This window comes from Paenirhizobium selenitireducens ATCC BAA-1503, from assembly GCF_000518785.1.
In the GTDB taxonomy this organism is placed as follows: domain Bacteria; phylum Pseudomonadota; class Alphaproteobacteria; order Rhizobiales; family Rhizobiaceae; genus Allorhizobium; species Allorhizobium selenitireducens.
In genome coordinates this window covers 151,778-174,828 of record NZ_JAEG01000008.1, presented here as the reverse complement: position 1 = coordinate 174,828, position 23,051 = coordinate 151,778, and the positions used below count along the sequence as shown (strand labels likewise).

The 23,051-nt window shown below is 63.8% G+C and carries 18 protein-coding genes; 12 read left to right on the top strand and 6 right to left on the bottom strand.

Annotation, left to right across the window (positions count from 1 at the left end; genetic code table 11):
- The first annotated feature begins 6 nt into the window (after window positions 1–6).
- A complete protein-coding gene (locus L867_RS0112455; RefSeq protein WP_028737200.1) occupies window positions 7–672 on the top strand; it encodes an OmpA family protein in 666 nt (221 codons plus the stop codon).
- 52 nt (window positions 673–724) lie between these two features.
- On the opposite strand, the gene L867_RS0112450 is transcribed toward L867_RS0112455, so the two are convergent.
- Both L867_RS0112450 and L867_RS0112445 read right to left on the bottom strand, forming a co-directional pair.
- The gene (locus L867_RS0112450; protein ID WP_028737199.1) at window positions 725–1,372 is read right to left on the bottom strand and encodes a LysE family translocator; all 648 of its coding nucleotides are present in this window, start codon (window positions 1,370–1,372) and stop codon (window positions 725–727) included.
- Window positions 1,373–1,497: 125 nt separating this feature from the next.
- On the bottom strand, window positions 1,498–2,400 hold the full coding sequence (locus L867_RS0112445) for a polyprenyl synthetase family protein (RefSeq protein ID WP_037173266.1): 903 nt from the start codon (window positions 2,398–2,400) through the stop codon (window positions 1,498–1,500).
- A 195-nt stretch (window positions 2,401–2,595) separates the two neighbouring features.
- Between L867_RS0112445 and mtgA the strand changes: the two genes are divergently transcribed.
- From mtgA to L867_RS0112425, 4 genes are all read left to right on the top strand, one after another.
- Window positions 2,596–3,288, top strand: coding sequence for a monofunctional biosynthetic peptidoglycan transglycosylase (gene mtgA, locus L867_RS0112440; RefSeq protein ID WP_028737197.1), 693 nt, complete (start codon window positions 2,596–2,598; stop codon window positions 3,286–3,288).
- A gap of 77 nt (window positions 3,289–3,365) precedes the next feature.
- The gene (locus L867_RS0112435) at window positions 3,366–4,013 is read left to right on the top strand and encodes a glutathione S-transferase family protein (RefSeq protein WP_028737196.1); all 648 of its coding nucleotides are present in this window, start codon (window positions 3,366–3,368) and stop codon (window positions 4,011–4,013) included.
- A gap of 159 nt (window positions 4,014–4,172) precedes the next feature.
- Window positions 4,173–4,358, top strand: coding sequence for a 50S ribosomal protein L32 (rpmF, locus tag L867_RS0112430; RefSeq protein WP_028737195.1), 186 nt, complete (start codon window positions 4,173–4,175; stop codon window positions 4,356–4,358).
- A 135-nt stretch (window positions 4,359–4,493) separates the two neighbouring features.
- Entirely contained in the window at window positions 4,494–4,898 is a 405-nt protein-coding gene (locus L867_RS0112425; protein ID WP_028737194.1) for a hypothetical protein, read from the top strand.
- Between the two features lie 85 nt (window positions 4,899–4,983).
- On the opposite strand, the gene phaR is transcribed toward L867_RS0112425, so the two are convergent.
- Window positions 4,984–5,559 (bottom strand): polyhydroxyalkanoate synthesis repressor PhaR, encoded by a 576-nt coding sequence (gene phaR, locus L867_RS0112420; protein WP_028737193.1) that lies wholly within the window; start codon window positions 5,557–5,559, stop codon window positions 4,984–4,986.
- Between the two features lie 228 nt (window positions 5,560–5,787).
- Between phaR and L867_RS0112415 the strand changes: the two genes are divergently transcribed.
- Window positions 5,788–6,969 (top strand): acetyl-CoA C-acetyltransferase, encoded by a 1,182-nt coding sequence (locus L867_RS0112415; protein WP_028737192.1) that lies wholly within the window; start codon window positions 5,788–5,790, stop codon window positions 6,967–6,969.
- Window positions 6,970–7,111: 142 nt separating this feature from the next.
- Window positions 7,112–7,837, top strand: a complete 726-nt coding sequence (phbB, locus tag L867_RS0112410; protein WP_028737191.1) for a beta-ketoacyl-ACP reductase — start codon at window positions 7,112–7,114, stop codon at window positions 7,835–7,837.
- Between the two features lie 299 nt (window positions 7,838–8,136).
- Here phbB and L867_RS0112405 read toward each other — a convergent pair whose 3' ends face one another.
- Window positions 8,137–8,391, bottom strand: coding sequence for a glycine zipper domain-containing protein (locus L867_RS0112405; protein ID WP_028737190.1), 255 nt, complete (start codon window positions 8,389–8,391; stop codon window positions 8,137–8,139).
- Between the two features lie 31 nt (window positions 8,392–8,422).
- A complete protein-coding gene (locus L867_RS26850; protein ID WP_084638556.1) occupies window positions 8,423–8,578 on the bottom strand; it encodes a DUF3309 family protein in 156 nt (51 codons plus the stop codon).
- Window positions 8,579–8,645: 67 nt separating this feature from the next.
- Between L867_RS26850 and L867_RS0112395 the strand changes: the two genes are divergently transcribed.
- The 5 genes from L867_RS0112395 (at window position 8,646) to L867_RS0112375 (ending at window position 14,373) form a co-directional block, all read left to right on the top strand.
- On the top strand, window positions 8,646–9,029 hold the full coding sequence (locus L867_RS0112395) for a hypothetical protein (protein ID WP_028737189.1): 384 nt from the start codon (window positions 8,646–8,648) through the stop codon (window positions 9,027–9,029).
- 341 nt (window positions 9,030–9,370) lie between these two features.
- Window positions 9,371–12,469, top strand: a complete 3,099-nt coding sequence (locus L867_RS0112390) for a helicase-related protein (protein WP_028737188.1) — start codon at window positions 9,371–9,373, stop codon at window positions 12,467–12,469.
- A gap of 1 nt (window position 12,470) precedes the next feature.
- Window positions 12,471–12,884, top strand: coding sequence for an RNA-binding S4 domain-containing protein (locus L867_RS0112385; protein ID WP_028737187.1), 414 nt, complete (start codon window positions 12,471–12,473; stop codon window positions 12,882–12,884).
- Between the two features lie 191 nt (window positions 12,885–13,075).
- Window positions 13,076–13,414, top strand: a complete 339-nt coding sequence (fdxA, locus tag L867_RS0112380; protein WP_028737186.1) for a ferredoxin FdxA — start codon at window positions 13,076–13,078, stop codon at window positions 13,412–13,414.
- A 389-nt stretch (window positions 13,415–13,803) separates the two neighbouring features.
- Entirely contained in the window at window positions 13,804–14,373 is a 570-nt protein-coding gene (locus L867_RS0112375) for a CarD family transcriptional regulator (RefSeq protein WP_028737185.1), read from the top strand.
- A 122-nt stretch (window positions 14,374–14,495) separates the two neighbouring features.
- On the opposite strand, the gene L867_RS0112370 is transcribed toward L867_RS0112375, so the two are convergent.
- The gene (locus L867_RS0112370) at window positions 14,496–23,006 is read right to left on the bottom strand and encodes a GH36-type glycosyl hydrolase domain-containing protein (protein ID WP_028737184.1); all 8,511 of its coding nucleotides are present in this window, start codon (window positions 23,004–23,006) and stop codon (window positions 14,496–14,498) included.
- Window positions 23,007–23,051 lie beyond the last annotated feature (45 nt).

Here is a 23,051-nt window from a genome sequence, read left to right as displayed (position 1 = left end):
CCGACGATGATCAAGAAAATGTCGATCCTCGCGTTCGCCGCGATCTATCTGACCGCCTGCACGACGACCGATCCCTATACCGGCCAGCAGAAGACGTCGAACCTGGCCGGCGGCGCCGTGCTGGGGGCTGCGCTCGGCGCGGTCGGTGGCGCGGTGATCGGCGGCGGTGGCCGCGACAGCCGCAATGGCGCGCTGATCGGCGCCGGCATCGGTGCCTTGGCCGGCGGCGCGATCGGCAACTACATGGACAACCAGGAAGCCGAACTCCGAGCCCAGCTGCAGGGCACCGGCATTTCGGTCACCCGCATGGGCGATAGGATCATCCTCAACATGCCGTCCAACATCACCTTTGCGACCGACCAGGACCAGGTGGTGCCGCAGTTCTATCCGACGCTGAATTCGGTGGCGATCGTGCTGCGCAAGTTCGACAAGACCCTGATCGACGTCAACGGCCATACCGATTCGACCGGCAGTGTCGCCCACAACGAGGCGCTGTCCGAGCGCCGCGCCATGTCGGTGGCGAGCTACCTCAACTCGCAGGGGGTCGACCCGCGGCGCGTCTCGGCTCTCGGCTTCGGCCCCAGCCAGCCGATCGCATCGAATGCCACGGCGGAAGGCCGCGCACAGAACCGCCGCGTCGAGATCCAGATCGCGCCGATCAAGGCCGGCTGATCCGACCGACAGCGGCAATACCTCAAGGCGTCGCCATCCAGCGGCGCCTTTTTCATATCCGGGTGGTGAGCAGCTTGATGCCGGCGGCGGCGAACAGCAGACCCATCGTCGCGTCTATGCCCCGGCGGGCGGCGCGATAGGCGCGGTAAGCCGGTCCGGTGGAAAACAGCAGGGCGTAGCTGGTGAAGACGGTGAGGCCTGTGAGCAGGCAGCCGCCGACGATCAGTGCCACGGTTGCCGTCGAGGCGCCTTGCGGAAGCCCGAGCGAAATGATCGCCACCCAGGCAAAGATCGCCTTGGGGTTGGTCAGGTGGATGGCATAGCCGAGCAGGAAGGTCCGCTTGAGGCTCCTGGCCGGAACGGCATCTGCCGTCGCCAGCTGCAAGGCGGCGTCCGGGCGGCTTGCCGAGCGCAGCGCCTTGTAGGCGAGATAGAGCAGATAGAGACCGCCGGCGATCTTCACCACCTGCAGCACGCCGGCATAGTGGGTGAGAAGGGCGGCAAGGCCGATCGAGGCGGCCATTGCCCAGGTGAAGGAACCGGCGAAAACACCGGCCGCCATGGCGAGCCCTGAACGGCGCCCCTCCGCGATCGACGTTGAGACGATCGCCATGACCGCAGGGCCGGGGCTTAGCACCGCGGCGAGGTAGACGAGATAGGCCGCGACGATCTGTGGCAGGTGCTGGGCGATGTCGGTCATGGGTCCTGTTCTCCCGGATCTCAAAGGAAGAGCATAGCGCGCCCGCCGATCGGATACACGTCAGATGATTTGATGCCCGCCCATCCCGAAATTGATGATTCAGGGCAATGAATTGCCGGGATCGCTCAGTTCTTGCGGTTGGCGACGAAGCGGGCGGTGTCGATCAGCGTGGTCGCACGGTCGCCGTAGACGGCGACGAGAGCGGTTGCCTCGCTAACGAGCCGGTCGAGCTCATCCTCCGCCCAGGGCTGGCCCTTCAGCGCCACCAGCGTTCCCTTTCCGCGCGCGGCATCCTTGCCGGCGGCCTTGCCGAGGGTCGCGGCATCGGAGGTGAGGTCCAGCAGGTCGTCGGCCAGCTGGAAGGCGCGTCCGACGATTTCGCCGAAGCGGCGCATGCGTTCGCGGTCATCCGCCGAGGCTCCGGCAATGATGGCGCCCGCTTCGCAGGCAAACCGGATCAACGCACCGGTCTTCATCGCCTGCAACGTGACGATGCCTGGCTCGTCCGGTGTCTCTTTTTCGGCCGCGAGGTCCAGCGCCTGGCCGCCGGCCATGCCGCCGATGCCGGCAGCGCGCGAAAGGGCCAATACCAGTTCGATCCTGGCGCGGTCGGGCAGATCGGTTTCCGGGGCGGCGATGATGTCGAAGGCATAGGTCAGGAGCGCGTCGCCAGCGAGGATGGCGGTCGCCTCGTCGAAGGCGATATGGACGGTCGGCTTGCCGCGCCGCAGGTCGTCGTCGTCCATGGCCGGCAGATCGTCGTGGACCAGTGAATAGCTGTGCAGGCATTCGAGTGCCGCCCCGATGCGCAGCGCCGCCGCCGCGTCGCCGCCGAACAGGGCTGCGCTCTCGACCACCAGAAACGGGCGCAGCCGCTTGCCGCCGTTCAGCGCGCCATAGTGCATGGCTTGAAGCAGGCGGGCCGGACGGGCGGTTTCCTGTGGCCGCACATCGCCCGAGAGGAGCTCGTCCAGGAGCCTCTCGGTCCGCCTGGCTGTGGCGTCTAGCTTTGCATCGAATGGGGTCATCAGGGCCTCCGTCGCGGCTATTTGGCATGGGTCCGCGGGGCTGGCAACGGGAATCTGGCCGGGAAAAGCCGCTCGCCGTCGCAAGCGGTCTGGCTATCGGGTGGCAGGCTCGCTAAGAGAAACGATCACTCGAAGACACCAGGCAGATCCTTCTTGGCGGAAAACAGCGATATCGGGGATGAAGACGAGGGTGAGGTGCGAGCGCCGCGCAGGTCCACCGACCTCGCGCGCCGGGTTCTGCGCATCCTGCTTGTCCTGCTGCTCTTGCCCTATGCGCTGATCCTGCTCTACCGGATCGATTTCATTCACCCCGTCTCGACCTTGATGCTCGCCGATCTCGCCACCTTCCAGGGCTATGACCGGAAATGGGTCGACTTCGAGAAGATCTCGCCGCATCTGGTGCGCGCCGTCATGATGTCCGAGGACGGCCAGTTCTGCTCGCACAGGGGCGTCGACTGGGAACAGATGAAGGGCGTGGTCGACGATGCGCTGTCGGGCGAGGCGACCCGCGGCGCCAGCACGATCCCCATGCAGACGGTGAAGAACCTCTATCTGTGGAACAGCCGGTCGATGCTGCGCAAGGGGCTGGAACTGCCGCTGGCGATGTTCGCCGACTTCATCTGGCCGAAGACGCGGACGATGGAGATCTACCTCAACATCGCCGAATGGGGTCCCGGCATCTACGGCATCGAAGCCGCCGCCCGCCATCATTTCAAGACCTCGGCCTCGAAGCTGACGCCGAGCCAGGCGGCGCTGCTGGCCGTCTCCCTGCCCAATCCGATCGAGCGGGTGGCCGGCAAGCCGGGCAAGGGCATGAAGCGTCTGGCGGCCGTGGTCGACCGCCGCGCCAAGCGATCCGGCGCTTACATCACATGTCTTTATGACTGAGTTTCGAAACTTTGGTTGGTGCGGGCGCCCATCCCGTCCTACTCTTGAAGGACAAGATGCCATTCGGGAGCGCGGCGATGGACCCTTTCATTCTGTATATCGGCAACAAGAACTATTCTTCCTGGTCGTTCCGCCCGTGGGTGGCACTGACCGGATGCGGCATTCCCTTCGAGGAGCGGCTCATCCCGTTTGATTTCGATGCCGGCAATCCGAAGTTCAAGGACATCTCGCCGACCGGCCGCGTGCCCGTCCTGCACCATGGCAGCCTGAGGGTATGGGAATCGCTTTCGATCATCGAATATGCGGCGGAGCTGTTCCCCGATGCGGGCCTGTGGCCGACCGACAGCGGGGACCGGGCCATGGCGCGGTCGATCTCGATGGAAATGCTCTCGGGCTTTAGGGCGCTGCGCGGTGCCTGCCCGATGAACATGCGCCGCGAGGTCCGCGCCATCGATCTGCCCGAAGGGGTTGCGGACGACGTGGCGCGCATCGAGACGATCTGGCGCGACATGCGCCGGCGTTCGGGCGGCCCTTTCCTGTTCGGCGCCTTCTCCGCCGCCGATGCGATGTACGCCCCCGTGGTCAACCGTTTCAGGGTCTATGATCTGGTCAAGGGCGCCGATACGCTCGACTACATGCAGGCGATGGAGAGCCATCCGGCATGGGTCGCCTGGCGCGATGCGGCGCTGGCGGAAACATGGATTGTCGCGGAAGACGAGGCTTGAGCGTCTCTCCGCCCAGCCCGCCTGAAAAAATTGAGCCGGGGACTGGTCAAAGCCCTGCGGGGCATGTATAAGCGCGCCAAATTCCGAGATCGAGACAGGTGCTGTTCGGCCTCATCCGGCCGCGGGATCCTGTTTTGCCCGTCATGTGGAGTAAGTAAAATGGCTGTACCGAAAAGAAAAACAAGCCCGTCCAAGCGCGGTATGCGCCGCTCTGCAGACGCGCTGAAGGCTTCGTCCTACGTCGAAGACAAGAACTCTGGCGAACTGCGCCGTCCGCACCATATCGATCTGAAGACCGGTATGTACCGTGGCCGTCAGGTGCTGACGCCCAAGGAAAGCGCATAACATCCGAATATTCGGATGACTTTTTTAAGGTCGGCCTTGTGCCGGCCTTTATTTTTTGGGCGTGTGGTCGTTCAATCTACCTTTCGATCGCCCGCCACCCGGCGGCAATCGCATCCAACGATCCGAGGCCTGCCCATGTTTGCCGCCATACCGCTGATGATCCTGCCGCTGGCGCTCTACAATCTGGCCATGCTCGGCCTATTCGGTGGTGGCGTTCAGGTCCTGGACAGCCAACTGCTTTCGCTTTCCATGCTGTCGGGCGCAATCTGGACCCTGTCGATCGGCGACGTGCTGATCCTGATTGCGCTGGCCGTGCTGTTCTTCGAGATCCTCAAGGCCACGCTCAACGGCTCCGGCTCGCTGATCAACCACATGCTGTCGATGCTGGTCTTCGTCGCCTTCCTGGTGGAATTCCTGCTGGTGAGGGGGGCGGCGACGCAGACCTTCTTCATCCTGATGACGATCGCCTTCATCGACGTCGTCGGCGGCTTCGCCGTGTCGATCCGCTCGGCCGGCCGGGATGTCTCGATCGGCCTCTGAGGCCGCTCGCTGCCTGATCCAACAGAAAAGGGCTGGAGTTTTCCCCAGCCCTTGATGATCGTACGACGGTGTCGGCGATGGCGTATCAGAGATTGTCGAGCTTGCTCTGCAGCGTGCGCAGCTGTTCCTTCAGCTCGTCGATGTCCTTCGCTTCGGCCTTCTTCGGCTCCTTCGGCGACTGGGCGCCAAGGAAGGGCGAGAACATCTGCATGGCCTGGTGGAACATATCGGTGTTGCGCTTCACCTGTTCTTCCATCAGCTGGATCGGCATTTGCAGGTTCTTCGTGAGCGGCGTTTCGCCGAAGGCCTTGGTCATCTGCTCGCGCATCTGGACCTGTTGTTCGGTGAAAGCCTTCATCGAGTGCTCAAGGAAGCTCGGCACGACCATCTGCATCTGGTCGCCGTAGTAGCCGATCAGCTGGCGCAGAAAGGAGATCGGCAGCAATGTGTTGCCGGTCTTCGACTCCTGCTCGAAGATGATCTGGGTCAGGACCGAATGGGTGATATCCTCTCCGGACTTGGCGTCCTGGACGGTGAACTCCTCCCCCTTCTTGACCATCTTGGCCAGGTCCTCCAGCGTCACATAGGTGCTGGTGCCCGTATTGTAGAGGCGTCGATTGGCATACTTCTTTATGACGATCTCGCCGTCCGTTTTTGCCATATTGGTCTCCTAACCCCGTTGTTTTTGTGGATTTTTGCTCTTCCCGCAACAAGTGTAAGCGCAAATCGAGGGTGGTGACAATCTCTTTGTGCGATGCGGCACCCGTGGTTGACGAATGTCAGGCTGTCACAACTAAGGAACGAAACACCTATCGTTCTTCCTGTTTGACTTCGCCCTAAAGCTTTGCCAGTTTCAAGCTCAAAGAAACAAATTCCTGAGGAGGCGTCCATGAGCAGTTCATCCATCGTCATTGCGAGCGCAGCGCGCACGCCGGTCGGCTCTTTCAACGGCGCCTTTGCCAATGTCCCGGCCCACGATCTGGGCGCCACCGTCATCAAGGCGGTGCTGGAGCGCGCCGGCGTCGATGCCAAGGAAGTCGACGAAGTCATCCTCGGCCAGGTGCTCTCGGCCGGGCAGGGACAGAACCCGGCCCGTCAGGCGGCGATGAAGGCGGGAATACCGCAGGAAGCCACAGCCTGGGGCATGAACCAGCTTTGCGGCTCGGGCCTCCGCGCCGTGGCGCTCGGCATGCAGCAGATTTCCACCGGCGATGCGACGATCATCATCGCCGGCGGCCAGGAATCCATGTCGATGGCGCCGCATTGCGCGCATCTCAGGGCCGGCACCAAGATGGGCGACCTGAAGATGGTCGACACCATGATCAAGGACGGCCTGACCGACGCCTTCTACGGCTACCACATGGGCACGACCGCCGAGAACGTCGCCCGCCAGTTCCAGCTGACGCGCGACGAGCAGGATGCCTTTGCCGTTGCGTCGCAGAACAAGGCAGAGGCCGCGCAGGTGGCGGGCCGTTTCAAGGACGAGATCGTTCCTTTCGTCGTCGCTGGCCGCAAGGGCGATGTGACCATCGATGCGGACGAATACATCCGCTCCGGCGCCACTCTCGACAGCATGACCAAACTTCGCCCGGCCTTCGACAAGGAAGGCACGGTCACGGCCGGCAACGCCTCCGGACTCAATGACGGCGCAGCCGCAGCCCTGCTGATGAGCGAGGCAGAAGCCTCCCGTCGCGGCCTCGTCCCGCTTGTCCGCATCGCGTCCTGGGCGACCGCCGGCGTCGATCCGCAGATCATGGGCACAGGCCCGATCCCGGCATCGCGCAAGGCGCTGGAGAAGGCCGGCTGGAAGATTTCCGATCTCGATCTGGTCGAGGCCAACGAGGCCTTCGCCGCCCAGGCCTGTGCGGTCAACAAGGACCTCGGCTGGGATACCTCGATCGTCAACGTCAATGGTGGCGCGATCGCGATCGGCCACCCGATCGGTGCATCCGGCGCCCGCATCCTCAACACGCTGGTCTTCGAAATGAAGCGCCGCGGCGCCAAGAAGGGCCTTGCCACGCTTTGCATCGGCGGCGGCATGGGCATCGCCATGTGCCTCGAGGCACTGTGAACTGAAAAAGCGGTCCGGAGGAGCATGACGGCACGGGCCGTCATGGCCGAGGCCGATCTGCTTGTCACAAACCTGTCCTAACAACGGCTCCGTCAGAAGAGTCGGTGGACGCTAAATCTGTATAATGAGGGGAGAGCAGCACATGAGCAGAGTTGCATTGGTGACGGGGGGAACCCGGGGTATCGGGGCGGCGATTTCGATCGCGCTCAAGGCCGCCGGCTACCGGGTGGCGGCGAACTATGCCGGCAATGACGAGAAGGCCAAGGCCTTCGAGGCCGAAACGGGGATCCACGCCTTCAAGTGGGACGTTTCGAACTACCAGGCCTGCGCCGAGGGGATCGCCAAGGTCGAGGCGGAACTCGGTCCGGTCGAGATCCTCGTCAACAATGCCGGCATCACGCGCGATGCCATGTTCCACAAGATGACGCCGGAACAGTGGAACGAAGTGATCAGCACGAATCTTACCGGCGTGTTCAACATGACCCATCCGGTGTGGTCCGGCATGCGCGACCGCAATTTCGGCCGCGTCATCACCATCTCCTCGATCAACGGCCAGAAGGGGCAGATGGGTCAGGCCAACTATTCGGCGGCGAAGGCCGGCGATCTCGGCATCACCAAGGCGCTCGCCCAGGAGGGCGCAGCCAAGGGGATCACGGTGAACGCGATCTGCCCGGGCTATATCGGCACGGAAATGGTGCGCGCCATCCCGGAAAAGGTGCTGAACGAGCGGATCATTCCGCAGATCCCGGTCGGGCGTCTCGGCGAGCCGGAGGAGATTGCCCGGATCGTTGTCTTCCTCGCATCCGACGATGCCGGCTTCATCACCGGATCGACGATCTCGGCCAATGGCGGGCAGTTCTTCGTCTGAATTCAGAAGTCGGAATCTACGCGGCCGGCCTCTGGGCCGGCCTTTTTTTGCCCTGTACCAAAAGTTAACAGCCGGCCCGCAGTGGGTGCCCGCAAGTCCTAATATCCACTGTTTTCTATGGTTAACACTTTGTTATTCAACAAGATATAGCGGTGAACAAAGCGGGAAAACCGCGGCGTCACCGATTCGTCTCTGATTCGTTCCGTCTTTGATCGAAGTGTTAACGAGGGCCCGCGAAAAGCAGCAAAAAGCCGCCGGTGGGGGAACCGGCAGCTTTCTGTCGAGGCGCTGCTTGCGACTTAGCGGCAGCGCGCTTCGTAGGTCCGGCCGTAGCGGTCGCGATAGAGGCAATAGCCCGAGCGTTCCTGGGACTGACCGATCAGGGCGCCGGCTGCGCCGCCGACCACTGCGCCGACGGCTGCGCCGCCGACCGAATTCGTGGCAACGCCACCGATGACGGCGCCGGTCGCTGCACCCACGCCGGCACCGCGTTCGGTCGCCGTGCAGGATGCCAGGGGCGCTATCAGGGCAAGGGCAAGAAGGACTTTTTTCATCGTCGTGTTTCCTCTTCGAAGTTGACGGGCGTTAGATCCGGCCCATGAGCAGCAGGATGACAAGAATGAGAACCACGAGGCCCAGGCCACCGGAGGGCGCATAGCCCCAGCCGCGGCTATAGCCCCAATTGGGCAGCGCGCCGATCAGCAGCAAAATGACGATGACGATGAGAATTGTACTCAACATGGTGACCCTCTCCATTCGGGAATGCAAAACTTGGTATTCGTGTCGCTTCAACGTCGCCGGATGATAATTGTTCCAGACGTGCCGGAAGGGCAGGCGAAATGTCCTGATCGAAGCCGTCGAGCAGAGGCGCGAACGGGTTGGTGCGTTGACGTCCGAGGGCGACGGCAACGGCAACGGCAACGGAAGAGTGCGGATCGAGGAAGCCGGCGATTACCTTGTCCATCTGTCGCTTCTGCACGACCATCACCAGATGGCCACGGTCGCCGAACAAGCACGGTCCGCGCGCGCGGGAGAAGCTTCGACAGTCTCAGCTGGTGCGAGGGGAGGAACGATGGCGTCGTGGATGCCGCTGACCCATTCGGCGTGGGGCGGCGGAAACATCACATCGGTGAACCAGAGCGCCCAAAACGCGTCGGGGGGGCAGAACGGTTCCACTCCCGATCATGGTTAACCAACGGGTCGGAATCCCTGTTGCAAGCCATTGATCCGATTCAGCATTTTGTGTCGATTCTTGAATGGCGGCCGAGATGTAGCCGTGAACAAATCCTGAATCGCTCGGAGTCAGCGATTCGTCGCTGATTCGTTCCCAGCCTGTTCCGTGGGTTAACGGACCGCGTCAGCAGTGCACATTTCGGGTGTTTCCCGCTGTCGGGAGCGGGAATCGGGTTCTCCCGTCACGGACGGCTTGCCTTTGTCGGCAATCGTCGCCATGTGTGGGGCAAGCTCGCCGACCGCCCCCAAACGCGGTCGATGACCCCTTGCAGCGCGGAGCCATCATTGAATTCGCAACCCATGATCCTGAGCGGCCGCGGCGTCACGGCTGTGCTGGGGCCGACCAATACCGGCAAGACCCATTACGCCATCGACCGCATGGTGGCGCATGGCTCGGGCATTATCGGCCTGCCGCTGCGGCTTTTGGCGCGCGAGGTCTATGGACGGCTCGTCGAGCGCGTCGGCGCCTCGCAGGTGGCCCTGGTGACCGGCGAGGAGAAGATCGCGCCGCCGGGCGCCCGCTTCTCCGTCTGCACGGTAGAGGCCATGCCGCGCGAGACGAAGGCCTCGTTCGTGGCGATCGACGAGATCCAACTGGCCGGTGACCTGGAACGTGGTCACATCTTCACTGATCGCCTGTTGCATCTGCGCGGACGTGACGAGACGCTGCTGCTGGGCTCCGCCACGATGAAGCCGATCCTGCTGCAGCTCCTGCCGGGGATCACCATCATCGAGCGGCCCCGGCTTTCCCAGCTTTTCTATGCCGGCCAGAAGAAGATCACCCGCCTGCCGCAGCGCACGGCGATCGTCGCCTTCTCCGCGGACGAGGTCTATGCGATCGCCGAGCTGATCCGCCGCCAGCGCGGCGGGGCCGCCGTGGTGCTTGGGGCGCTCAGCCCCCGGACCCGCAACGCGCAGGTCGGCCTCTACCAGGAAGGCGACGTCGAATATCTCGTTGCCACCGATGCGATCGGCATGGGCCTCAATCTCGATGTCGACCACGTGGCCTTCGCCCAGGACCGCAAGTTCGATGGCTACCAGTTCCGCAATCTGAATTCCGGCGAGCTCGGCCAGATCGCCGGCCGAGCCGGGCGTCATCTGAAGGACGGTACCTTCGGCGTGACCGGGCGGGTGGATCCGTTCGAGGAAGAACTGGTCGAACGGCTCGAGGCGCATGAGTTCGACAGCGTCAAGGTGCTGCAATGGCGCACCGCCAAGTTCGATTTTTCCTCGATCGGCGCGCTGCAGCGCAGCCTCGAGGCAGCGCCGCGTGTCGAAGGGCTGACCAGAGCGCTGCCGGCGATCGACCAGCAGGCGCTGGAATTTCTGGCGCGTTATCCGGAGGTGAGAGACCTTGCCGATACGCCGGCGCGCGTCGAAAGGTTGTGGGAAACCTGCGCGCTTCCCGACTATCGGCGCATCACACCTGCCCAGCATGCCGATCTGATCCAGAGCCTGTTCTTCGACCTCGTGCGCCATGGCGCGGTCAACGAGGATTTCATGGGCGAACAGGTGCGCCGGGCAGACCGAACCGACGGCGAAATCGATACCTTGTCGGCAAGGATTGCCCAGATCCGCACATGGACGTATGTATCGAACCGGCCGGGTTGGCTTGCCGATCCGACACACTGGCAAGAAAAGACACGGGAAATCGAAGACCGATTGTCCGATGCGCTACATGAACGGTTGACGAAACGCTTTGTTGATCGCAGGACATCTGTGCTCATGAAGCGCTTGAGAGAGAATGCGATGTTGGAAGCTGAAATCAGTGTAAACGGCGATGTCTTCGTGGAAGGACATCATGTGGGACAACTCGCCGGTTTCCGGTTCACGCCCATATCGGGGACCGAAGGGCCTGACGCCAAGGCCGTCGAGTCGGCCGCGCACAAGGCGCTCGGGCTCGAGTTCGAGGCCCGCGCCGCGCGTCTCCATGCTGCGGGCAACAGCGATCTGGCCATCAGCGCCGATGGCCTGGTGCGCTGGCTCGGCGATCCGGTGGCGCGTCTCACCGGCAGCGACCACATGCTGCATCCGCGCGTCATCCTGCTGGCCGACGAACAGCTGACCGGCAATGCCCGGGATCACGTCGTCGCGCGCATCGAGCGCTTCGTCAATCATCACATCTCGACGATCCTCAAGCCGCTCGACGACCTGTCGCGCGCCGAGGACCTGCAGGGGCTCGCCAAGGGTCTTGCCTATCAGCTCGTCGAAAACCTTGGCGTGCTGTTCCGCCGCGACGTCTCGGACGACGTCAAGTCGCTCGACCAGGATGCCCGCGCCTCGATGCGCCGCTACGGCGTGCGTTTCGGCGCCTACCACATCTTCATGCCCGCATTGCTCAAGCCAGCACCGGCGGAGCTTATCACCCTGCTGTGGGCGCTGAAGAACGACGGCCTGGATAAGCCCGGCTACGGCGATCTCATCCCTGTGCTTGCCGCCGGCCGGACCTCGGTTGTCACCGATCCGGGCTTCGAGCGCATGTTCTACAAGCTGGCCGGTTTCCGGTTCCTCGGAAAGCGCGCCGTGCGTATCGACATTCTCGAGCGTCTTGCCGACCTCATCCGTCCCCTTCTTCAATGGAAGCCGGGTTCGACGCAGCGCCCGGACGGTGCCTATGACGGCCGCCGCTTCACGACGACGACAGCGATGCTGTCCATTCTCGGTGCGACGCCGGACGACATGGAAGAGATCCTCAAGGGTCTCGGCTATCGCGCCGACAGCGTGACCGCCGAGGAAGCCGAGGCATTCCTCGCTGCCCAGACGGCGCCGTCGGCATCCGCTGCGGAAAAGCCGGCCGAGGCCGAGCAGGTCTCGGGCGAGCACGGCGATGCCGATGCAGCGCACGAGGAAACCGCTCCGGCAGAAAGCACCGCCGGCGAGGCGCCTGTCGCTCCGCAGGCCGTTGCCGAACAGGCGACTGCTGCCATCGAAGAAGACGGCGCTCCGGCGGACGAAGCTGCGGTTTCCGGCGAGACCGCGACGGAAGACGCGGCAGCTGCCGAGCCGAAGCCGGTGCTGCTGTGGCGTCCGGGCGGTCGTGCCGACAACCAGCGTACCGCGCGCCCGACGGGTGACCGTCAGCGTGCCGGCAATCGTGGCCCCAATCGCGCCCCTGCCGAAGGGCAGACCGAAGGCAAGCGGGACGAGCGCCGCCGCGACGGCGAAGGCGGCAAGGGCCGCGACAAGGACACGGGCCGTGGTGGTGCCGGTCACAAGGGTGATCGTTCGGAGCGCCAGGATCGCGGCGAGCGCAAGGATCGGCCGAACAACCGGCCGGACCGCGACGCAAAGTCGCAGCCCGCCCGCTTCGAGGCAAAGCCGCCGCGCAAGGAAAAGCCGATCGATCCGGATTCGCCCTTTGCCAAGCTTGCTGCGCTCAAGGAGCAGATGAAAAAGTAACATGGACGACAAACGGCCACAGAGCGGTTCGCGCCAGCGCATCGACAAGTGGCTGTTCTTCGCCCGTGTTTCGAAGTCGCGCTCGCTTGCCCAGGATCGCGTTGCGGGCGGCCATGTCCGGATCAATGGACAAATCGTCCGCCAATCCAGTCACTTGATCGGGCCGGGCGACCGGATCGAAGTTGCGCTGCAAAAGCGCGACATCGTGCTTCTGGTCGTCAAGGCGGGTGATCGACGCGGGCCTTACGAGGAAGCCCGGCTGCTCTACCAGGACCTGACCCCGCCGCCGAGCGAGGAGGACAAGCTGGGGCCGCTGGAGCAGGCTACGCGTCTGCCCGGGTCAGGCCGTCCGACGAAGAAGGAGAGGCGGGCGATCGACCGGCTGCAACCTGGCGAACCCTGGTTCGACGATTAGAAAACTGTGCGCGGCCGTGGCTATTTTCAGAACTGTTTATCCTTGCTATAGCCCGGATAACACAGTAGCTGACGGTCCTGTCCAGCCTAAACAAGCTTGGTCCGCCAATCGTTTGGCTGTGACCGTGATTGACTGCGAAGTGAGGCGGACCAGAACGTTGCCTGCGCAGAAACGAGACCCTGGAGTGCCGCATGACTTATATAGTCACAGATAACTGTATCCGCTGCAAATATACCGATTGCGTCGAGGTCTGTCCGGTCGACTGTTTCTACGAAGGCGAAAACTTCCTCGTCATCCATCCGGACGAGTGCATCGACTGTGGCGTCTGCGAGCCGGAGTGCCCGGCCGAGGCGATCAAGCCGGATACCGAGCCGGGTCTCGACAAGTGGCTGCAGATCAACACCGAATATGCCAAGATCTGGCCGAACATCACCGTGAAGCGTGATCCCTTGCCCGAGGCCAAGGAAATGGATGGCGTGCCCGGCAAGTTCGACAAGTATTTTTCGGTGAAGCCCGGCAGCGGCGACTGATCAGCGCCGCGGGCTTGTCCCGACGCGCGAATGAGGATGGCCACAAGGCCGGCAGGAAACGCGCCCGACCGGGGCGCGCTTGGCCGCATTGTGGCGGTGCGGCAGTAAAATATTGATTTCCTCATATTTTTGTGGTAGCATAATAAAACTGTTCCACTTCGCGGCATTGGTATGCCCTGAACCATCACGAAAGCAAACTCATCGTCCAACGCGGTTACCGTGACACTAGCGACCTGTGCGGTCGTTCTGCTGTTGCGACGATAGGGATGTTTACGTGGCGGCCTGGATCAGGATGGAGTGACCCGACGGTTTCCCCCGTCTCATCCCGGGCCTGACCGACCCGGCACCGGCTTGATCGCCGGGAGCATAACAGGGAGTTTTTGAAACGAATGACGACCCAGCAGAAAAAATCTTCGACGCGCCAAGGCTTCAAGACCGGCGAATCGATCGTCTACCCGGCACATGGCGTCGGTATCATCACCGCCATCGAAGAGCAAGAAGTCGCCGGCATGAAGCTTGAGCTTTTCGTGATCGACTTCGAGAAGGACAAGATGCGTCTCAAGGTTCCGGTCGGCAAGGCCGTGAGCATCGGCATGCGCAAGCTTTCCGAAACCGATTTCGTCGAGCGCGCTCTGAAGGTCGTTCAGGGGAAGGCCCGCGTCAAGCGCACCATGTGGTCGCGGCGTGCCCAGGAATATGATGCCAAGATCAATTCCGGTGATCTGATCTCGATCGCCGAAGTGGTCCGCGATCTTTATCGTGCCGAGAACCAGCCGGAGCAGTCCTATTCCGAGCGCCAGCTTTATGAAGCTGCCCTCGACCGTATGGCCCGCGAGATCGCCGCCGTGAACAAGATGTCGGAAACCGAGGCCGTCCGCCTCGTCGAGGTCAATCTTGCCAAGGGCCCGAAGCGCGGCAAGGGTGTTGAAGAGGACGACGCACAGGAAGAAGCCGCGTAAGGCTTTCTTCGGCGCCGTATCATCCTTCGCTAAAAAGCCTCCGGTCATTGCTGACCGGAGGCTTTTTCATGTCATCTATTTCCAGCGTTTCCGATCACTGATCGGCCTTGCCGGCGGCAGCCTTATCGGGCTGCCGCGAGCGTATATCCGGCTTCAGGATCGGCGATCTTCTCGCCATTGACCGTCACGCCGTAGCCGTCTTCGCCGGCCAGGCGTTCGACGACGATGGCATGGCTCCTGCCGTCGATCGTCAGGTCGGCCGCGAAGCTGTTCCATTCCGGCGGCAGGACGGGCTGCACGAGCAACCGGTCGCCCTTGCGGGAAATGCCAAGCAGGCCCTCGACGGCGAAGCGGTAGAGCCAGCCGGCCGATCCGGTATACCAGGTCCAGCCGCCGCGGCCGAGATAGGCCTCGCCGCCATAGATGTCGGCCGCGACCACATAGGGCTCGACGCGGTAGCGTTCCGCTGCATCGGCATCGAGCGCGTGGTTGATCGGGTTCAGCATCTCGAAGCAGCGCCAGGCATCGGCCGGTCTGCCGGCCTTGGCGAGCGTCATGCCGAGCCAGATGGCGGCATGGGTATACTGCCCGCCGTTTTCACGGACCCCGGGCGGATAGGCCTTGATATAGCCCGGATCGAGCTTGGTCCTTTCGAACGGTGGCGTGAAGAGCCGGATGATGCCGTTCTCCTCGTCGACAAGCTGGGCAAGGGCCGCGTCGAGCGCCTTTGCGCTCTGCTCCGGCGTGCCTTCGCCCGACAGAACGCTCCAGGACTGGGCGATCGAATCGATCCGGCACTCCTCCGACTGTGCGGAGCCGAGCGGCGTGCCGTCGTCGAAATAACCCCGGCGATAATAGTCGCCGTCCCAGGCTGCGGTCTCCAGCGCCTGCCTGAGAGTGGCAAGATGCGCCGTCCAGCGGGTGATCCGTGCCTCGTCGCCACGGGCCTCTGCGTGGCCGAGGAAGGACTTGAGCGTCGCGGCCAGGAACCAGCCGAGCCAGACGCTTTCGCCCTCGCCCTTTTCGCCGACGCGGTTCATCCCGTCGTTCCAGTCGCCGCCGAGGATGAGCGGCAGGCCGTGGGCGCCGGTTCTGGCGATAGCGAGGTCCAGAGCGCGTGCCGCGTGCTCATAGAGGCTTGCCGCCTCTTCCGAGGTCGCCGGCTGGAAGAAGCTGTCGTGCTGGCCTTCGGTCAGCTGCGGCCCTTCGAGGAAGGCCAGGCTTTCGTCCAGGAAGGCGTTGTCACCGGTCGCCGTCACATACTGGTCGACCGCATGGGCCAGCCACACGACGTCGTCGGAGATGCGGGTGCGCACGCCGGCCCCGGTATTCGGAAGCCACCAATGCTGCACGTCGCCTTCGACGAACTGGCGCGAGGCGGCGTTGAGGATCTGGCGCCGCGCCAGGCTCGGTTCGTAGAGCAGGAAGGCGAGCGTATCCTGCAGCTGGTCGCGGAAGCCATAGGCGCCGCTGGCCTGGTAGAAGCCGGCCCGCGCGAAGATGCGGCAGGCAAGCGCCTGGTAGGGCAGCCAGCGGTTGACGAGCGTGTCGAAGGCGGCGTCGGGGGTCTTGACCTGCAGCTGGCCGGTGAAGCCCGTCCAGAAGTCCCTGCTGGCCTTAAGGATCGCCTCGAAACTTTCCTTGCGCAGCGCTCCGATCAGATCGCGGGCGGCGTCCTGGGTATCGGTCTCGCCGAGCAGGAAGGTGATGTCCCGCTCGGTGCCCGCCGGAACCTCGATGTCGAAGGCGAGGGCCGCGCAGGGATCGCTCTCGGTATCGGCAGAGCCGGAGAGATGGGACTGACGGGCCAGCGCCTGCGGCATCCGGATCGATCCATGCCGGCCGATGAACTCGCGGCGGCTCGCGGTGTAGCCGAGCGGCTTTTCGAGGCCGGCCAGGAAGGCGGTGCGGCCCGGATAGTTGATGTCGTAGGGGTTGGTCGCGAAGAGCGCTCCGGTGTCCTCGTCGAAAGACGACAGCACGAAGGGTGCACTCTTCTGTGCGTTGTTGCCCAGCACCCATTCCGCGTAACCGTAGACGCGGAAGCTGCGCGTCTCCCGGCCCGTGTTGCGCAGGACGAGACGGGACAGCTTTGCCGGGCGGTTCCGGTCGACGGTCTGGGTCAGTTCGAGGTCAAGGCCGTCATGGCGGCTGGAGAACACCGTATAGCCGAGGCCATGGCGGGTTTCGAATTCAGCCCCTTCGTCGAGGTTGAGGGCGCTGAACGGTACGAAGGTTCGGCCGCTCTCGAGATCGGCGACGTAGAAGGCCTCGCCCGGACGATTGACGACCGGGTCGTTGGTCCATGGCGTCAGCTGGTGGTCGCGCGAATTGGCGCTCCAGGTGAAGCCTGCGCCTTCGGCGGAGACATGGAAGCCGAACTGCTCGTTGGCGATGACGTTGATCCACGGCTGGGGCGTCGACTGGTGGGCACCGAGGCGGATGACATATTCCTTGCCGTCCTCGGCAAAGCCGCCGAAGCCGTTCCAGAAATCGAGGCCCTTGCCGTCGCTTGCCGGTACGACCGCAGCCGCAGCGGCGGGTGTGGCCGGCAGCAGGCCCGGCCATTCCGTCTCCGCGCCATCGGGGCTGCGCGGGTTGGCAAACAGCGAGACTGCACGGATGATCTGGTCGACGATCTTGCCGTTGCGGGCGTGCAGCACGACGCGAGCGGCGGCGATCAGGGCCTGCGAGGCGCTCTCGTCCATCAGGTCATGGCGCACGACGAAGACGTGCGGCTTGCCGCCGCTGCCGTCGGGCAGACGATGCCTGAGGTTGTCGGCCAACTGGTCGAGCGCGTGCTGCATGTCCTGTGCATAGGAGGTGGCGCGTTCGTTGACGATCGCCAGATCGGCGACGATGCCGCGACGGCGCAGATATTCGAGCGCGCTCATCGCTTCGCGGGCGATCTCCATGTCCATGTCGTCGTTGATGCGCAGAGCGAAGATCGGATAGTCGCCGGAAATCGCCAGCGGCCAGAGGGCCGACTGGGTGGCGAGCCCGTTGCGCACGGTTTCCGGATCGGCCCTCAAGTGGTTGTCCGGATAGACCAGGTAGCGGCCGAGATGCTGGAAGGCGGCGGCCTGCTGCGAGGTGATGCCGATATGGCGCAGTTCCACCTGCGCCCGGGTCCAGGCGTGGATGAGTTCGTGGCTGAAGGAGTCCGGGTGGCGATAGCGTTCGATCGCCTGGTCGATCTTCTCGCGATTGGGCGCGGCGATCGTCCAGAAAATGACGCTGACCTTCTTGCCCGAGGGAACGCGCACGACGCGGCGCAGGCTCAGCACCGGATCGAGGGTGAAGCCCTCCGTGCCCGACAGCGTGGCACCCGGGTCGAAGGCTGCGGCCTCGGCGAGGCAGCGGCCGCGGCCGAGGAAGCGCCGGCGATCGGTTTCGAATTCGGTGGGCCGGCCGGGGCCGGTGCCGTCGACCACCAGATGGGCCACGCACATGTCGGCATCGCCGGGGCTGCGCTTGTTGCGCTCCGCCCGGATGACGTCGCGGCGACGGCCGAACTCGGTCTTGATGAACATCCGCGAGAACAGCGGATGGGCATTGTCGGCGTCGTCCTGGGCGATGACCGGTTCGAGATAGGACGTCACCTCGATGAAGCGGTCTTCGCTGCCGGTGTTGAGAATGGTCAGGCGCCGGCCTTCGGCATCATGCTCGGTGGCGACGATGCACTCGACCTGGGTCGAGATGTCGCCGACCGTTTTGAAGAACTCGGCCTTGTCGTCGCCGAAGATGACCTTGGACTTCTCGTCCTCGGCCCGGCGCGGCGAGGCGGTCGCCGACCACCACTGGCCGCTTGCCGTATCGCGCAGGAAGATGAAGGTGCCCGAGCGGTCCTCGGTCGGATCGGCCGTCCAGCGCGAGACGGACTGCCCGTTCCAGCGCGAATAGCCCGATCCCGTCGCCGTCAGCATGACCGAGTAGTGGCCGTTCGAGAGGAAGGCCAGCGCGCGGTCCTTGGTCGCCGGATCCGTCACGGTGCGGACTTCCGGGCGCAGCAGGTCGGCCTGGCCCTTGCCGGGCGTCTGCGGCTCGTATTTGGCGCTCATCACCGGGATTTCGCGCGGTGCCTTCTCCTGCAGCAGCAGTTCGGCCGCCTCGATCACCGGATCGGCGTGGAACAGTTCGCGCAGGCGGCCATTGAAGGCGACGTTGGCGATGGCGGCGATCGACATGCCGTGATGGTGTGCATAGTAGTTGTAGACCACGGCGCAGGACTTGCCTTCGGGAAGGCGGGTCGGGGTGAAGTCCACGGCATCGTGAAAGCCGTAGGCGCCAAGCGCGCCCAGCTTGCGCAGGCGCTCGAGGTTTTCCAGCGCCGCTTCGGGGAAGTACTGGCTGGCGAGGATCGAGGCATAGGGCGCGATGACCGCATTCTGCCCGAGGCCCCGCTTCAGCCCGAGTGTCGGCACGCCGAAGTTGGTGTACTGATAGCTCATCTCATGGTCGCGGGCGTTGAAGGCGGCTTCCGAAATCCCCCAGGGGATATTCAGCCGCTTGCCGTGATTGATCTGTTCCTGCACCACCAGATTGTTGGTCTGGTTGAGGATACCGCCCTGGCGCTCCTGCATGACGAGCGGCGGCATCAGATATTCGAACATCGAGCCGGACCAGGAGATCAGCGCCGCACGGGCGCCGATCGGCACGACCTGACGGCCGAGGCGATACCAGTGTTCGGTCGGAAGGTCGCCCTTGGCGATGGCGAACAGGCTGGTCAGTCGGCATTCCGATGCCAGCAGGTCGTAGCAGGCTTCATCCAGCTCGCGGCTTTCGACGCGATAGCCGATCGACAGCAGACGACGCTCGGGCCGGAACAGGAAGCTGAAATCCATCGAGAAGGCGATGTCGCGGGCCCGGTCGCGCAGCAGCGCCAGCCGCTGGCGCAGCGGATCGATGTTCGACAGGTCGAAGGCGGTGTCGGCGATGTGCGCCTCGCAGACGCCGACCAGCGATTCGGTCCAGCGGGTGACTTCGCCGCTCTGCTCGGAACGGACTTCATGGTGCAGGTTGGCGGCGAGCTTCTGGATGTCGCGCGCCAGCACGCCGAGATTGATGATGCGGATCGAGGCGAATTCGTGCTCGCGCTTGACGGCTGCCAGCGCCGTGTTGAAGCCGATGATCCGTTCTTCGAGGCGGCGACGCAGCGGTCGCACGGTCTTGCGGTCGTCCGGCAGGGTCTTGAGGACTTCGAGCAGGATGCCGCCGACATCGCCGATGCCGTCGAGATTGCCTTGCATGTGGGCCGAGGGCGCTTCCGCCCATTCGCGGCAGGCCGAGGAGATGGCGATCAGGTGGCCGGCGAGGTTGCCGCTGTCCACGGCGGATATGTAGCGCGGGCCGAGCGTGTTCAGCGTATCCGTGTAGTACCAGTTGTAGAGGTGACCACGGTACTTTTCCATCCGCTCGACCGTCGAGATCGTCTGCTCAAGCCGCTCGACCGTCTGTTCGAAGCTGATCCAGCCGAAATGGCGGGCCGAGACGACGGACAGGAGATAGACGCCGATATTGGTCGGCGAGGTCCGGTGCGCGACGACGGGCTCCGGCTTTTCCTGGAAATTGTCCGGCGGCAGGTAGTTGTCACCCGCAGTGACGAAGGTCTCGTAGAAGCGCCAGGTGCGCCGCGCGATCTTGCGCAGCTCGATGGTCGCTTTCTCCGGCACGAAGAGGCTGTCCTCGGTTTCGGCAGACTGGCTGACATACCAGGCGACGAGCGGCGAAAGGAGCCACATCAGGGCAAAGGGGAGCCCGATCAGGTAGCCATAGCCACCGGGAACGGCGGCGACCGCCAGTGCCAGGACGGCGAGGGCCGGGGCGTGAAGCATGCTGCGGTAGTAGGAGGAGATATTGCCCTGGGCCGACGACTGGATGCTGGCGGCGGTGCGCCATTCGAGCAGCAGTTTCCGGCTGACCAGCAGGCGATAGAGCGAACGGATGATGGCATCGGCCATCATGTAGGCCATGTCGGCGATGAAGACGATGCGCAGCGCGACCTGGGCGTTGGACGAGCGCAGTTCGGACCACAGCGACTGGAAATGCGCGGCCGGCACGATATCGCTCTGGCGGGGTACGAGGCCGGACAGCAGCGACAGCGTCGGGGCGACGAACAGGCAGAAGATCAGCAGCAACTGCCAGAGGAAGGCGCCGACCGGATCCATGGCCAGCCAGCCAAGCACGGAGGCGAGGAACCAGGCCATCGGGGTCAGCGAGCGGCGCAGGTTGTCGACCATCTTCCAGCGGCCGAGCGCGGTGATGCCGCGGGCCGGATCGAATATGTAGGGAAGCAGCTGCCAGTCGCCGCGCGCCCAGCGATGCTGGCGGGAGATTTCGACCTCGTAGCGTGTCGGAAAATCCTCGACCAGTTCGACATCGGTGACGAGGGCGCAGCGCGCCATCGAGCCTTCGAGCAAGTCGTGGCTCAGGACCGTGTTCTCGTCGATGCGGCCCTTCAGCGCGGTTTCGAAGGCGTCGACATGATAGAGGCCCTTGCCGGTGAAGGTGCCTTCGCCGGTGATGTCCTGATAGACGTCGGAAACGGTGAAGACGTAAGGGTCGAGACCCCGGTTCATCGAGAAGACGCGCTGGAAGACGGAGGCGTCCTTGCCGGTGGTCAGCGAAGGCGTCACGCGCGGCTGCAAAACGCCGTAGCCGCTGACGACGCGACCGCTTTCCGGATCGTGCACCGGCCGATTGATCGGGTGGTAGAGCTTGCCGACCAGCTTGGTGACGGCATCGCGCATCAGGCGCGTGTCGGCGTCGAGCGTCATGACGTATTGCACGCCTTCCGGCACCATGTTGGCGCCCGGCATATAGGACGTGTCGCGGTCGCCGCGCAAAAGCAGGTTCAGCTCGTGCAGCTTGCCGCGTTTGCGCTCCCAACCCATCCACGCGCCTTCGGCGGGGTTGTGGAGCCGGCGGCGGTGCAAGAGGAAGAAGCGGGTCTTTCCATCATGGGCGTAGCGCGCTGCAAGCTCGGCGACCTGGACCTTGGCATATTCGAGGATTTCGAGATCGGCCGGTGTTTCCTCGACCGGGCTGTCGCGCCAGTCGCTCAGCAGGGCGAAATAGATCTCGCCGCGCGGATTCGTCAGGTAGTGGACCTCGAGATTGCGCACCAGTTCGTCGACGTCGTCGCGCTTGGCGATCAGGCAGGGGACCACCACCAGCGTGCGCGCGTCTTGCGGCAGGCCTTCCTTGAATTCGTAGCCGGTCAGCCGCACCGGCTTGGCGACGAAGGTTACGAGCGTGTTGAACAGGCCGGTTGCACCTTCGGAGGCGGGCAGCGAGAAGAGCAGCAGAAGAACGACGATGAGCGGCGTGGATATACCCGCCATCGACAGGAAATAGCCGACCAGGGCCATGGCGGCGAGCGTCAGGCCGATCACCGGCACGGCGATCGACAGCCAGTTGAGGCGCTGGACGCCGAGCGCCAGGCGGCGCCAGAGCGGCATGCGATAGTCGATCGCCTGTTCGAGTAGCGGACGCTGGGCGCCAACGAGATAGCCGCCGACATTGGGCGAACCGGCGGCGCCTTCGGATCGGGCTGTCTCGGCGGCCAGATCGATCGCCATCTGGGCGACCTCGATCTCCGACTTATGCGAGCGGCGCGCCAGTTTCTCGATGGTGCTGCGATAGGCGTTGCGCGAACCGAAATCGAGCTCGCGATAATCGGTGTGCTGTGCCAGCACCTTGTCGACCAGGCAGACGTCCTCGACCCAGACCGACCATTCCTTGTCGTCGATCTCGCGCAGACTCTTGACGATGTTGCCGGTGGTCACATTGCCCGACGACAGGCGGTTATGCTCCTGCGTCATCGCCTCTTCGGCGGTACGTCCGGCCTTTTCGAGGCGCTCTTCGACCCAGGCAACGGCGAAGCTGGTGTTCTGCGAGCCATTGCGCAGGCGGTAGAGGAACTGGGTGGCGAAGGTGTTGTCGTCGGCCAGCGGCTCGATCTGCTTCAGCAGCTCGGTCGAGCTTGCCGCATCGTTGAGCCGGATGATCTCGTCGGCCACTTCGTTCGCCTTGCGGCGCATGCGGCGCGAACGGTCCACACGGGTGGAGATGCGGCGCAGGTTTTCGATCAGTACGAAACGCACGATCGACGGCAGCGCCCATAGTTCGCCGATCTCGAGCGTCTTGTGCTTCTGGAAGCCTTCGACCAGGGCCGTCATGGCCTCCATCGACACGGTCGAATGGGTGTGCGCCACATAGAGCCAGGCGAGCGCCATCGTCCGGGGAATTTCCCGATTGCCGATCTTCATCGTCGGGAGCTGGCGGTAGAACTTCTTGGGGAAGTCCCGGCGCACTTCCTGGATCGCTTCCTCGATGACGTAGTGATTGTCGAGCAGCCATTCGGCGGCCGGCGTGATCGTCGCTCCTGCCTCCACGTCGGTCGCGGTGGCCCGATAGACTCTCAGGATTTCGCGCTCGTTCTCGCGATGGCGCGCAAAGAAGTCGAAATCCATCAGGCCCGGCAGGTCATTTGCCCCATCCCTGGCGAGCGCCTCGGCGCTTTCGCGCAATTCTTCGATGGTGAAATAGGAGGCCCGGATCGCATCGTTGTGATCGATCTGTCTGGTTTCTACGTCGCGCGACTGAACTTGCAGCGTCATGGGCAAAGACATAATCTCGAGTTTTCGTTAGAGGGCGTTCGTCAGGGTTCGTCTTGA